The following is a 12,929-nucleotide window of genomic DNA, read 5'->3' as shown; positions in this document are numbered from 1 at the left end:
TGCCGATCTGGCAAACTCGCAGCACAGGACTGTGCAGCGGCACACCCGGACGGAGGCAGAGGCGAGTGACAGGCGATGACGTGGCCGACATGCTGGCGGCGATGGGCCCCCGGCTGCGGGCCGCGCGCGAACGCCGCGGCTCCACACTCACCGGCGTCGGCCGCGCGACTGGCATCTCCCCGAGCACGCTGTCGCGGATCGAGACCGGTCGGCGCAAGCCCACCCTGGAAGTGGTGCTGCAGTTGGCGACGGAGTACGGCGTCTCCCTGGACGAACTGGCGGGCACCGCACCCGCCGCCGAGACCCGCACCCCCGCGACGCTCCGGCGTTTCGGCCACGACAAAGAGGTGCTGCCGCTGACCCGGTACGTCGGGGGCCTGCACGCCCACAAACACGTCCTGCCCGCCGTCCAGGAGCCGCCCGCGCGGCCCCGGCAGGTCTCCCACGACGGCTGGGAATGGCTGTGCGTGCTGTACGGGCGGCTGTGGCTCGCCCTCGGCGACCAGGACCTCGTCCTGAGCGCCGGGGACGTCGCCGAGTTCGACACCCGCACTCCCCACGGGGTCGCGAACGCCGGACCCGGCGGCCCGGTCGAGTACCTGATCATGTTCGGGCCGCAGGGAGAGCGGCTGCGTCCGCGCACCTCGCCGGCTCCCGACCCCAGGGCCGATTGGCCGGCGGGAAACCGGCACGGTGGAGGGACTGGCTGAACGCGTCAGATGAACGCGTCAGCGAGCATGAATGCCGCGACCGCGAGCAGGGCGTAGGCGAAGAGGCGCTGCAGCGTGTTGCCGCTGAGCCGTTGCGCGTAGCGCTTGCCGTCCCAGGCACCGAGGATCGCGGCGCCGGTGAAGGGCGCGATGACGGCCCAGTCCAGATGCGTTCCGGCACCGGCCCGTGCGCCGAGCGCGGCGATCGCGTTGATGGTGATGACGAGCAGGCTGGTGCCGATGGCCCGGCGCATGGGGAGGTTCAGCACCCGTGCCAGGGCCGGGACGGCGAGGAAGCCGCCGCCCACACCCAGCAGTCCGGTCACGGCGCCGAGACCGGCACCCGCGGCGCCCGCCTTGACGGGGCGCACCGCACCTGCTGCCGGGGCGGGTGCGGGGCGCAGCATGCGCAGTGCGGCGAGCCCCGCTATGACGGCGAAGGCGATGGTCAGTCCCGCCTGGGGCAGATGGCCGGCGGCCGTGCCGGCGAGCATGGCGGGGACGATGCCCGCCGCCGCGAAGAGCAGCCCGGTCCGCCAGACCACGTTGCCGTCCCGGGCGTGCCCGGTGAGCGCTGTGAGGGACGTCAGGGTGACGATGATCAGACTGGTGGTGATCGCCTCCGCCGGTGGCATGCCGATCAGGTAGGTCAGGGCAGGCACGGCCAGGACGCTGCCGCCACCGCCGAGGCCGCCGAGCGCCAGGCCGACGACGGCACCGGCTATGAGCGCGATGATCAGGGCGGTCATGCCACCGGGCCCTCGTCGCTGCTGCGGCCGAGGACCGGGTACCCGGCGGCAGCCCACTTCCGCATGCCGCCCTTGACGTCCACCGCGTCCGCGCCGCGCGCCCGGAGCAGCGCGACGGCCTGCTGCGAACGGTTTCCGCTGCGGCATATCACCACCAGCGACCGCTTCCGGGCGGCCTTCGACAGTGCCGCCCCGGAGGCCAGGGCGGACAGCGGTGCGTGCAGCGCGCCGGGCACCCGCCCGGCGTCCCACTCGCCCCGCTCACGTACGTCCAGCAGGACGGCCGGGGTGTCGGCGTCCTGGGTGCGCCGACGGGCCTCCTCGACGGTGACGCGCTTCTTGTCTCGGGGCTTGTCTCGCGTCTTGTCTCGGGAGAACAGGGACATCAGGACCTCTTGAATGCAGTCGTGCGGGAAGTTCGTGGGGGAGTCGGGGTTCGGCCACCGGTTGCCCGGGTGTGTCCAGGAGGACGACGTCGTCCGCGGACCGTGTCACCAGGGGGCCGTTCAGCTCTCGGGCGAGTACGCGACGGTCACGACCGGTTCCGGAGGGAGGCGATGACGGTCCGTATGTCGGTGCGCGGTCCCCGGTTGTAGGGCAGCTTGGCGAGCATCATGCCCATCGCGCAGGTGTTGCTGAGCGCGGCAAAGGTCAGCCCGGCACCGACCGCGGTGCCGATCAGGTGCACGCCGGGGACGAAGAAGCCCACGACGCCGCTGACGAGCACGATCGAGCCGGCGACGAGACGGACCTGCCGTTCCAGTTCCCAGCGCTGCTCACCACGGTTGACCGGTGCGCCGGAAGCCTCCCAGGCCATCATGCCGCCGTCGAGGACGCGCAGGTTGGGCATCCCCGCCTCGGCGAGCGCCTCCTCGGCCTGCGTGGCGCGGGCCCCGGAGCGGCAGATCAGCACCACGTCCTGGTCCAGGTGCCGCCCCAGCTCCACGCGGTGCTCGCGCAGGGTGTCCAGGGGCACGTTGTAGGCGCCGGGGATGTGACCGGTCCGGAACTCGCCGGGAGTGCGCACATCGAGCAGGCGGGGGCCGTCGCCGGTCTTGAGGAGGTGCTGAAGAGCGGCAGGCGTGAAGGCGGACGCGCGGGAAGCGTCGGTGGTCATGAGAACTGCTCCGTGGAGGGGGAGAGGGACAGAGAACAGGGACGGGACGGGGAAGTCGACTTGTTTGCGCAGGGGACGCCGGGACGCCGGGACGCCTGAGGGCCCCTGGGTGAAGTCGGCGGCCGACGGACGAGGTGAAGTCGCGTCAGGAGTCAGGCGTCAGGCGTCAGACGTGCCGAGCAGGTTCAAGGCGGCCCACCCGCCGAGTACGTCGGAGACGTCCTCGAAGCCCCGCTGGCGCAGCAGGCTTGCGGCGATCGAAGAGCGGTGACCGCCCGCGCAGTGCAAGACCAGCGGCTTGTCGCGCGGGATCTCGTCGAGACGGCCGGGGAGCTCACCCAGCGCGATGTGCAGAGCCCTCTCGATGAACCCGTTCTCGCCGCGCTCGCCGCAGTTGCGAACGTCCAGGACGACCGGCGGGTTCTCACCGGCCAACTCGGCGCGCAGCCGGGCGGCGGTCAGACGGCTGGCAGGGGCGACGACATCAGCCATCGCCTCCAGGGCCTCGTCGGGGGAGGCCAGATACCCGGCGACCTGGTCGAAGCCGATCCGGGCGAGCCGCGTCACGACCTCCTCCTCGCGCTCCTCCGGCGCCACGACCAGCAACTCCGCGCGGAGCGGCAGCACGGTCCCGGCCTGTTCGGCGAACCGGCCGTCGGCAGGGACGTTGACCGCGCCGCGCACATGGCCGGTGGCGAACTCCTGCGGGTCACGCGCGTCCACCACGACCGCGCCCGCCGCACGCCGGGCCAGGAAATCCCCCGTGTCCAGAGCCCGGGGCGCGCTCGCCGGGTCGAACAGCTCACGCTCCCGGCGGTTGAGGTCGGCGTCGTAGGCGAAGTAGCCCGGGGCCGCCGACTGCCCTGCCGTCACGATCGCAACGAAGTCCTTCTCGCTCATCGGCGCGCACGCGTAGTTCATCGCCCGCTGCTCGCCTATCGTCGACTGCCGTTCGGTGGACAGGTTCTTGCCGCACGAGGAACCGGCGCCGTGCGCGGGAAACACTCGTACCTCGTCGGGCAGACCCATCAGCTTGTGCTGGACGCTGTCGTGCAGCATCGCGCCCAGTTCCTCGGCGGTCACCCCGACCGAGGCCAGCAGGTCCGGGCGGCCGACATCGCCGATGAACAGCGCGTCACCGGTCAGCACGCCGTACGGGACGGTGTCCTCGGCGCGCTCGTACACCAGCACACTGATCGACTCCGGCGTGTGGCCCGGTGTCTCGATGATCTTCAGCGTCACGTCGCCGAGGCTGATGGTGTCGCCCTCGGACAGCTTGCGGATCGCGTACTCGGTCTCCGCCCGGCGCCCGTAGCCGATCCACGCGCCGGTGCGGGAGGCCATCTCCAGGTGACCGGCGACGAAGTCCGCGTGGAAGTGCGTGTTGATGACGCCCACCACGGTGAGACCGCGCGCCTCGGCATCGTTCAGGTACTCCGACACGTCCCGGCGCGGGTCCACGACCACGGCCTGCCCGGTGGCCTCGTCGGCGATCATGTACGACGCCTGGGAAAGACACTCAAGGTAGTACTGGGAGAAGAACACGGAAACCTCCGGAACGAGACAGGGTTTATACCCTGGGGGGTATCGATCGGGTCAAGGGGTGGCCCGATGCGGGACGGCGTGCGGGGAGGGTCGGAAACGCGACTCTCGGCCCGCCGTGGCCGCCGTGGTCCGGCGCGGTGACGGCTGTGGGTGCCGGCGTGCGTTCGATACCCCAGGGGGTATTACGCAATCGACCGTACGGAGCCCTTTTCGCATTGTCAAATACCCGCGGGGGTATCCATGAAATGGGGAGGAAGCCCCTTCCGGCGGGCGCAAGCCGGGGGTTGCGCCGACGGGCTCCTTCCGGGGGTGCCCGTCCCGGTGCTGCGGCGCGGACGCGAGCGGCGCCGGAATCAATACCCCGAGGGGTATTGTTGTCAAGGTCGAAGGAGGATGACGTGCAAGTAGACGAAGAAGCGATGCAACCCGTCCTGAACCGCCTGCGGAGGGCGCAGGGGCAGCTGGCCGCGGTGATCGCGATGATCGAGGCCGGCCGCGACTGCAAGGACGTCGTGACACAGTTGGCCGCCGTCTCCCGTGCCCTGGACCGGGCCGGATTCAAGATCGTCGCCAGTGGCATGCGGCAATGCCTCGCAGGAGACACCGACACCCCGCCCATGTCGCAGGACGAGCTGGAGAAGCTCTTCCTCGCTCTGGCGTGACCGGCGGCGGTGCCGTGCGAGTTGCGCCCGGCACGCCGGCGAGACGTACGCCCTGCCGAATCCAGTCCCGGGCACCGTGCCTGGCCGCGTGCCACGGCCGCTCTCGTGGCGGAACCAGGAACACCGGTGACGCGTGTCTGATGGAGTGACGTGTTGAGGGCACCGGTGTGGTGCGTGCCCCGGTTCCGGAGTGATCTCTCAAGGGTTCAAGGGGAGGAGCGAGGATGCTGTCGGAGGCGATGACCGCGCTGGCTGCGGCGGGAGGCACCGCGGTGGTGCAGGCCGCAGGAACCGATGCGTGGGCAGGAGTACGTCAGCAGGTGGCCCGTTGGTTCGGCCGGGGAGATCAGCGGCGCGAGAACGCCGAGCTGGAGCGCCTCGATCAGACAGCGGGAGAGCTGGCGACGGCCGGTCCGTCCGAGGTGGAGCGGGTGCGCGTCCGCCAGGAGGCGGCGTGGCAGGTCCGGATCGAGACCCTGCTGGAAGGCCTGGAGGACAACAAGCGGGAGCAGGTCTCCGACGAGCTGCGCACGGTGCTGGCCCCACGCGTCCCGGACAGCGGTGTGTCGGCCGGCCAGGGTGGGCTGGCCGTTGGCGGGGACGTAAAAGTTCAGGCCGATCACGGGTCCGCCGCAGCTGTGACCATGGGCACCGTACACGTCGGAAACCCTCCCCGGCCGGGCCCGCACCAGGACTGAGCGAGCCCGGCACCGTCGCAGCGTCCCACTCCGCCCCTTCGATCCACGGTACGAACGGCGCGATCGTTGCCGGGAGAATCGACAACCTCCACCAGCACTTCCTTGGCGACAGAAGGACCGCCCGCCTCGACCGGCCGCGCCCGGCCGAGGCGTGGACCGCACAACAACTCGGCGTCCACCCCGCCATCCACGGCACCAACACCTCTTACACCGACGGCGACTTCGAGCTGCCGGAGTACCTCGAACGCGACCACGACCAGCGGCTGCGCAACCACCTGCGCAAGGCAGCCGCCAGCGAGCATGCGCAACTCCTGCTCGTGCGGGGCGCGTCCTGTACGGGCAAGACCCGCACCGCCTACGAGGCCGTTCGCAACTGCCTGGCCGACTGGCAGTTGGTCTTTCCCAAGACCTCCGAGGGACTCCTCGCCCTCCTCGACGCCGGAGTCCTCGTACCGCGTACCGTCCTGTGGCTCAACGAAGCCCAGAACCACCTGAGCCGCCCGGGCGGCGAGAGGGCCGCCGCCGCGCTGCACGGCCGCCTGGAGGAACCCGGACCGTTCGTCGTCCTCGGCACGCTGTGGCCCGAGTACCACCGCGACCTCACCGCCACTCCCCAGCCCGGCGAGCCCTCCCCGAACGGCCACCCCCACTCCCGCGCCCTGCTGGACCTGGCCGTACTGGTCGACGTCCCAGCGTCCTTCGCTGCTGAGGCCCTCAAGGACCCGCGCGTCAACCGCGACGCCTCCCTCGCCGCTGCCGCACGCACCAGCACCGACGGAAGACTCACCCAGACCCTCGCCGCCGGCCCCCAACTGGTCGACCACTACGCACAGCCCACCGAACCCCACGGCCCCTACGGTCACGCCATCATCACCGCAGCCATGGACGCCCGCCGCCTCGGCCACACCTCACCGCTGCCCGCCGCACTCCTCCGAGCAGCCGCCCCCGCCTACCTGACCGCACAGCAGCACGCCGCCGCCGACCCCGACACCTGGTTCGACGGCGCGCTCGACTACGCACGGGAAAAGGTCAGGGGTGTGGCGGCTGCCCTGGAGCCCGTCGCCGACCCCGACGGCATGGGCTCCCTCCCGGACGTCTACCGCCTCAGCGACTACCTCGACCACCACGCCCGCTCATCCCGCTTCCGTACCTTCCCGCCCGTCACCTGGTGGACCGCCGTCCGCGACCACGCGGCCGGCCCGGCGGACATGAACGCTCTGGCGGACGCGGCGCGCCAACGGGGCCGCTACCACATCGCGGCAGACCTCTACCGGCGAGCCGCAGAGCTCGGAAGCGCGGATGCCCTGACGGGGCTGGCGTGGCTGCTCGGGCGTGACGGGGACACCGAAGGAGCGGAGCAGCTGCACCGGCGGGCCGCGGATGCCGGAAGCCCCGAGGCACTGACCGCGCTGGCGTTGCGCATGTCCCCCGACGCTGAAGAAACAGAGCGATTCGCCCTGCGGGCCGCTGATGCCGGGGAACCCCTCGGTCTGCGGGAGCTGGCGCGCTATCGCCTCATGACGCGCGGCAGAACCGACGACACGGAACCACTCCTGCGCCATGTGGAAGATCTCGGAAGCGATGTCCTGATGACATTGGCCCTGCTGCGCGAACGGGCAGGCGATGCCGAAGGCGCAGAACGATTCGCCCACCAGGCAGTACGGGCCGGCGACCCTTGGCCCCTGGCCCAGCTGGCCCGGCAGCGTTGGTCCGCCGGAGACGTCGAGGACGCGGAACGACTCGTTCGGCGGGCCGCCGACGCCGGAAACTGGCGCGTCGTGACGCTGTGGGCGCGGATGCGTGCGGAGTCCGGAGACGGCGGGGGCGGGGAACGGCTGTACCGGCAGGCCGCCGACGCCGGAGACGCACTCGCCGCAGCGGAACTGGCGTGGATGTGTGAGCGGGCCGGGGACGTCGAAGAGGCGGTACGCATCGTTCAGCGGGCCGCCGACGGCGGTGACACGTATGCCTTTCGCAGGCTGGCCGAGCTGCGTGCGGGCGCGGGCAATCGGGAGGGCGCGGAACTGCTCCTGCGGCGGGCCGCCGATGCCCGGGACACAGTGGCCATGGGAACGCTGGCCCGGCTGCGTGAGGAGGCAGGCGACGTCGAAGGCGCCGAGCAGATCGCCCTGCGGGCCGCAGACGCGGGACACCCCCTCGCCCTCACGGAATTGGCACAGCGACGCACGCTGTCCGGTGACCTTGCAGGCGCTGAACGGATGTACCGGAGGGCCGCAGACGCACAATCCACAGCCGCCCTGACCGGCCTGGCCCGGCTGCGGAACCGGGTCGGCGATACGGAGGGCGCCGAACGGCTGTACCAGCAGGCCGTCGACGCCGGGGACACGGCCGCCCTGAGGGAGCTGGCGCAGCTGCGCGCGTCGGCCGGAGACACCGAAGGCGCGCGCCGACTGCGGCCGGACGGGGGACTTCCCTGGCCCCAACCCTGGTCGTAGCCGAGGTTCGCCGGCTGTTCCCGAGGGCCGCCGACCCTGTAGCCACACGTACGAGGTGTACGCCGTCCGCTCGGCGGCCTCGCCACGATCGCCTCCACCCACGTGAGCCCGGATGGCTGCCGTATCCCAGCGCACGCCACCCATGCGGCCCCTGCCGCAGCTGGGTTTCCGCCGTGGCGAGCTGGCGTGTCGCCCGATCCGGGGTCAGGCGATCAGGTGCTCGCCGTTCACCCAGGCGCTGGCGTAGCCGAACATTCCCCCCGTCGCGATGCGGACGGGACCGGCGCAGTACCGGTAGTTGCCGTCGTCCTGCGGGCTGAGCGCACCGTCCTTCCGGGCGATCTGGACGGCCGTGGGCAGGTAGACGCCCCAGTACGCGGGGGTGTGCCAGACCATCGCGCAGTAGTTGTCGCCCTCCATGTAGATCCTCAGTTCGCCCTTGACTCCCGCGGTGTAGCCGGCCGTCTGCCCACCGCAGGTGTCCGCGGCGTAAGCCGTTCCTGCGGCGGCCGTCGTGAACCCTGCGGTCATCAACAGTGCGGCAGCGAGCCCCATCACCCGTCTCAATCTCACCATGCGTCCTCCTGGTTGCCGGTGGAGCCCCTGGTGTAGGGCTCATCGCCGACGAAGCGAATCGTTCCGCCCGCACTTGGCCGGAACCGCACTCAGGAGCGGCCGGGATCCGGCCACGGTGCGGTTCCTCTTGCTCGACTTGCTCGACTTGCTCGACGGCGGGATGCGACGACGCGAAGAGAGGCGTTGCCGGACCGGTCGATGCGGACCCCGGTGGCCGGCGGGGCTTGGTGGTTCGTAAGTGGGTAAACCCTGGTGGTATTTCTGCCCTACCGCGAGGGTTTACGAGTCAGAAAACCGCAGCTCGGAGCACATTCAGAGTTGATGTACTGGCGTGAACCAGTCCGGCCGAAACCTTCTCAGGGCAGACCTTGAGGACTTCTCTCCGCCGCCTTTGTACCGTCCCTTTCGCCAGGCTCGGAGGCTCCGGTGGAGCGTGGTGTGGCGTGAACAGAGTCACCGAACAGAAAGGTGATCATGCGATCCAAAGAGCAGGGACTGTTCGCCGATGCCAGGGTCCAGGCCGCAACGGCTCTCGGCACGGCAGTGCAGGCACCGGTAGCCGTCGCAGCCGGAGGCACGTCAGCGGCCTGCATCCACCGAACGACATCGGTGACCAAGCAGATGATCCAGAACAAGCAGGACAAGTTCTTCCGTAGCTTCGGGGCCCCTGCGAATGCCCCGCGACCTGCTGAATCGCACTCCCTTGTGTCTACGCCTTTTCCTGGGTGGGCGAAGGGCGCAGGCACCAGACCGTCCGACTGGGGGCAGTGCGAGAGCCCATCCCATCGTTCATGACACCTGGCCTCAACTGACTGAGCCGGCAGACGCGTTCACCGTCGGGGCGGAGCTGCATACGAAGGCAACCCCGCGAGCTCAACTCGCCGCGCCGCAAGGCGCCCCCGTCCGGGCCACACTCACTGACCCTCCCCTCACAGAAAGGTCAGGTTATGACCTTCCTCAGACGTATCACCACCACATCGACGTTCCTCGCAGCCCTCACATGCACCGTCGTCACCTGCGCGCCGCAGTCTTTCGGTGCAGATGTTCCGGCTGTGCCGGGTGCGGCGGTGGTACGGCCTGCGATGCCGTACGACTTCAACGGTGACGGCTACCGCGACCTCGCCGCCAGCGGTCCCACCGGCACGGTCGGAGCCGTGAAGGCCGCCGGCTACGTCGCAGTGGTCTACGGTTCGGCGTCGGGCGTGAACACCGCCAAGCGGCAGGTGATCTCGCAGGACAGCCCTGGAGTTCCCGGTGGAGCGGAGACGGGCGACGGTTTCGGCTGGGGAGGGCTTACCTCGGCCGACTTTGACAATGACGGCTACGCGGATCTGGCCGTGGGCGCCCCGTTCGAGAAGCTCGACGTCACCAACGCAGGGCTCGTTGCCGTGATCTTCGGCAGCGCCTCGGGACTGTCCGGCCAGGCCGTCGGACTGAACCTTCCGTCCGGGCAGCAGGCTGAGGACGACCACTTCGGGGAACACATGGCGGCGGGTGACTTCAACCGTGACGGGCGCACGGACCTGGCCGTCGCCTCGGAGAAGAAGCGCGCCTACTTCACGTACTCCTTCACCGCCCAACGGACAGTGGTGGCGGGCCCGACGGCGAAGACGCCGCAGAACCGGTTCATGGACATCGCGACGGGCGACGTCGACGGGGACGGCTGCACGGACCTGGCGACCGTCACCAACAGCTACGACTCTGCGTCCCGCAACACCGTCCGCCTCTTCCGAGGAGGCACCAGCGGGCTCGCAGCCTCTGCCTATTCCACCGTCGACGCAGGTGCCTGGAGCGGTCAGACGTCGCTCGCGGCAGGTGATGTCAACGGAGACGGGCGCTCCGACGTGATCCTGGGCGACCTCTACGAGACGGTCAACGGAGTCAAGTCGGCCGGACAAGTGGTCTCCTACTACGGCGGTGCCGACGGCATCGCCAGTTCCCGCCGCACCAGCATTACCCAGGCCACACCCGGCGTCGCGGGAGCACCCGAGGACTCGGACCTCTTCGGTTCGAGTGTGGCGACCGGGGACATCAACAAGGACGGCTTCGCCGACGTCGCCGTGGGGGTCGAGGGCGAGTCGATCGACGGAACGGCCCACGCGGGCATGGCCACTGTCCTGTACGGAACCCAGACCGGCCTCTCAGGAACCGGCTCCCAGTCGTTCTCCCAGAACGACACCGTTGGCGCACCCGAGAAGGAGGACTACATGGGGTCGGCGGTCACGCTGCTGGACTTCGACAACAACGGCCAGGCCGACCTGGGCGTCGGCGTGCAGGACGAGAATGGCCGCGACGGAGGTGTGCAGGTCCTCAAGGCCACCGGAGGGAGAATCACGGGGACCGGAGCCATCGGCTTCACCGGCTCCGGCGTCGGCGCCAATCCCACCGGCGCTCTGCTGGGCCTCTTCCTCGGCCACTGACCTGACCGAGCGAGTGGGACTGTTCCATGGCGGCGTTCGCCGTCCCAGCCCGCGGGGACCGACGACCGGCCACGCCGGCAGGCAATGCCCTCCAGCCGCACCTGTTCAACGTGCACCTGGTCAACGTACGTGAGGCCAGCTGGCGGCAGCGTTTCCCGCAGCCCCACGTGGAACCAACTCCCCTCAGGAGCTGTCTGACGGTCCGTACAGACTGAGCCCCCATGAGTGGAGTTGTTCCGATGGCGCATCGCGTTCGTGCACTGCTGTTGACCGGTGTCCTGCTGGTGACCGGAATGGTCGTGTCCACGGCCCCGGCATCCGCGGTGATCGGCGGGTCGAAGAGCACGTACGGTCCGTGGGCGGTGCGGATGCTCGTCGACGGCAAGCCGGCCTGTACCGGGACCGCGGTCACCGACCAGTGGATCCTGACCGCCTCGCACTGCTTCTTCGAGCAGGGACAGCCGGTCGCCGACAAGCGGATCTCGTTCAAGGTCGGCAACCTCGACATGCGCAAGGGCGTCACCGTCCGCCCCGTGCCCGGCAAGCGCACGGACAGCGAGAAGGCCGACATGATGCTCATCAAGGTCCCGCCGATGAAGATCCGCACCGCGCGCCTGGCCACCACCGGCGTCCGCGCCGGACAGACCGTCCGGCAGTACGGCTGGGGCGCAACCTGCACGAACGACGAGAGCGCCTGCCAGTCGCCCGTGCTCAAGCAGTCGGACCTGAAGGTGGTCCGTTCCGGCGACCCGCGGTGCGCACTCAGCACCCGACCGGGCGGCACGGACTTCTGCATGCAGAAGGTGACCGGGATTCCCGCCGGGGGCGACTCGGGGGGCCCGGTGATGAGCGTCGCCCCCCAGGGCGAGGAAGTTCTCCTCGGCGTCTTCAACGGCTCCGACCGGGAGCAGTTCGCCGAGGCCGGGGAGATCTCCCGGGAACTCGCCTGGATCCGCCGCGTGACGGGGAAGTAGGCCGAGAGAGAGCCCCGGGCTGGCTGCACTCGGATACGGTCGGTCGGCAGGGCACGAGGGGCTGCCCTGTCGGCCGGGTTGGTCCGGTGCGGGTCGTGGTGATCGCCGTGTGAGGCCATACCGCGGTAAATCCGGTGTGCACTGCGGTGGTTGTGCAGGCGTCCCCGCGATCGACTGGCCGCCCGACTGCCTTGGGTGGTGTGGAGATTTCAGGGAAGTCGACTGTCAGCGCCCGGGGCCGGCATGCACACCCGGGTGCTGCGCCAGATCCTCCGTCAGGGGCAGGCATTCCGCGAGCAGGTCGACGATGTCCCGCCAGGCTCGCTGTGCGTGGCGTGGGTGGTAGCCGACGCCCGGGGGTGTGGCGTGGTTGACCGTCGGGTGGTGGAAGGCATGCAGGGCACCGCCGTAGACCACGCAACGCCAGTCGATGCCCGCGTCGCGCATCTCCGCGGTGAACGCCTCGCGCTGCGCGGGCGGCATGATCGGGTCCTCCGATCCGACCCCGGCCCACACGGGGCAGCGAATGCGTGCCGCTTCGCCCGGCCGGCCCGTGGTCATCGCGTTGACCGTACCGATCGCGCGCAAGTCGACTCCATCGCGCCCGAGTTCCAGCGCGACCGCGCCCCCGGTGCCGTAGCCGATTGCGGCGATGCGGTCAGGGTCCGTCCGCGGTTCTGCGCGCAGCACGTCAAGTGCCGCGTGGCCGATGTCCCGCATCCGGTCGGGTTCTTTGAGCAGCGGCAGGCAACGGGCCAACATGTCCTCGGGGTTGTCCAAGTAGCGTCCGCCATGGAGATCGAAGGCCAGCGCTATGTACCCCAACTCGGCGAGAGCATCGGCCCGACGGCGCTCGACGTCGCTGAGCCCCATGCCCTCTGGTCCGATCAGTACCGCGGGCCGGTGGTCGGCACCGGCCGGGAGTGCGAGGTGTCCGATCATCGTCAAACCGTCGGCGGGGTACGCGACCGTGCGCGTCGTAATCGTCGTCATGAGTGTGGACTGTAGTGATCGTCGAGCTG

Annotated in this window: 12 protein-coding genes; 6 read left to right on the top strand and 6 right to left on the bottom strand. The window is 70.1% G+C overall.

Going from position 1 to position 12,929, the window contains the following annotated elements:
• The first annotated feature begins 65 nt into the window (after positions 1-65).
• Positions 66-710, top strand: a complete 645-nt coding sequence (locus tag ACFYVL_RS07515) for a helix-turn-helix domain-containing protein (RefSeq protein WP_389241903.1) — start codon at positions 66-68, stop codon at positions 708-710.
• A gap of 5 nt (positions 711-715) precedes the next feature.
• On the opposite strand, the gene ACFYVL_RS07510 is transcribed toward ACFYVL_RS07515, so the two are convergent.
• From ACFYVL_RS07510 to ACFYVL_RS07495, 4 genes are all read right to left on the bottom strand, one after another.
• The gene (locus ACFYVL_RS07510; RefSeq protein ID WP_389241902.1) at positions 716-1,459 is read right to left on the bottom strand and encodes a sulfite exporter TauE/SafE family protein; all 744 of its coding nucleotides are present in this window, start codon (positions 1,457-1,459) and stop codon (positions 716-718) included.
• The gene (locus ACFYVL_RS07505; RefSeq protein WP_389241901.1) at positions 1,456-1,845 is read right to left on the bottom strand and encodes a rhodanese-like domain-containing protein; all 390 of its coding nucleotides are present in this window, start codon (positions 1,843-1,845) and stop codon (positions 1,456-1,458) included. Before ACFYVL_RS07505 ends, ACFYVL_RS07510 begins: the two co-directional genes overlap by 4 nt.
• Before the next feature lie 146 nt (positions 1,846-1,991).
• On the bottom strand, positions 1,992-2,576 hold the full coding sequence (locus ACFYVL_RS07500; RefSeq protein ID WP_389241900.1) for a rhodanese-like domain-containing protein: 585 nt from the start codon (positions 2,574-2,576) through the stop codon (positions 1,992-1,994).
• 159 nt (positions 2,577-2,735) lie between these two features.
• Complete coding sequence (locus tag ACFYVL_RS07495) at positions 2,736-4,121, bottom strand: rhodanese-like domain-containing protein (RefSeq protein WP_389241899.1); 1,386 nt, start codon at positions 4,119-4,121, stop codon at positions 2,736-2,738.
• 419 nt (positions 4,122-4,540) lie between these two features.
• Between ACFYVL_RS07495 and ACFYVL_RS07490 the strand changes: the two genes are divergently transcribed.
• From ACFYVL_RS07490 to ACFYVL_RS07480, 3 genes are all read left to right on the top strand, one after another.
• Positions 4,541-4,783 (top strand): metal-sensitive transcriptional regulator, encoded by a 243-nt coding sequence (locus ACFYVL_RS07490; RefSeq protein ID WP_389242546.1) that lies wholly within the window; start codon positions 4,541-4,543, stop codon positions 4,781-4,783.
• A 224-nt stretch (positions 4,784-5,007) separates the two neighbouring features.
• Positions 5,008-5,481: a hypothetical protein gene (locus tag ACFYVL_RS07485; protein WP_389241898.1), complete on the top strand. Its 474-nt coding sequence runs from the start codon at positions 5,008-5,010 to the stop codon at positions 5,479-5,481.
• A 317-nt stretch (positions 5,482-5,798) separates the two neighbouring features.
• Positions 5,799-7,937 carry a tetratricopeptide repeat protein gene (locus ACFYVL_RS07480; RefSeq protein WP_389241897.1) on the top strand — a complete coding sequence of 713 codons (2,139 nt, stop codon included), beginning with the start codon at positions 5,799-5,801 and terminating at the stop codon, positions 7,935-7,937.
• A gap of 204 nt (positions 7,938-8,141) precedes the next feature.
• On the opposite strand, the gene ACFYVL_RS07475 is transcribed toward ACFYVL_RS07480, so the two are convergent.
• The gene (locus ACFYVL_RS07475; RefSeq protein ID WP_389241896.1) at positions 8,142-8,513 is read right to left on the bottom strand and encodes a hypothetical protein; all 372 of its coding nucleotides are present in this window, start codon (positions 8,511-8,513) and stop codon (positions 8,142-8,144) included.
• 1,082 nt (positions 8,514-9,595) lie between these two features.
• Between ACFYVL_RS07475 and ACFYVL_RS07470 the strand changes: the two genes are divergently transcribed.
• Both ACFYVL_RS07470 and ACFYVL_RS07465 read left to right on the top strand, forming a co-directional pair.
• Positions 9,596-10,933, top strand: coding sequence for an FG-GAP-like repeat-containing protein (locus tag ACFYVL_RS07470; protein WP_389241895.1), 1,338 nt, complete (start codon positions 9,596-9,598; stop codon positions 10,931-10,933).
• A 239-nt stretch (positions 10,934-11,172) separates the two neighbouring features.
• Positions 11,173-11,907, top strand: coding sequence for a S1 family peptidase (locus tag ACFYVL_RS07465; protein WP_389241894.1), 735 nt, complete (start codon positions 11,173-11,175; stop codon positions 11,905-11,907).
• A gap of 225 nt (positions 11,908-12,132) precedes the next feature.
• Here ACFYVL_RS07465 and ACFYVL_RS07460 read toward each other — a convergent pair whose 3' ends face one another.
• Entirely contained in the window at positions 12,133-12,900 is a 768-nt protein-coding gene (locus tag ACFYVL_RS07460) for a dienelactone hydrolase family protein (protein ID WP_389241893.1), read from the bottom strand.
• Positions 12,901-12,929 lie beyond the last annotated feature (29 nt).

The organism is Streptomyces sp. NPDC004111 (genome assembly GCF_042874215.1).
Classification (GTDB): Bacteria; Actinomycetota; Actinomycetes; order Streptomycetales; family Streptomycetaceae; genus Streptomyces.
Note: the sequence above shows the minus strand (reverse complement) of the source record. Positions and strands in the feature narration are given on the sequence as shown.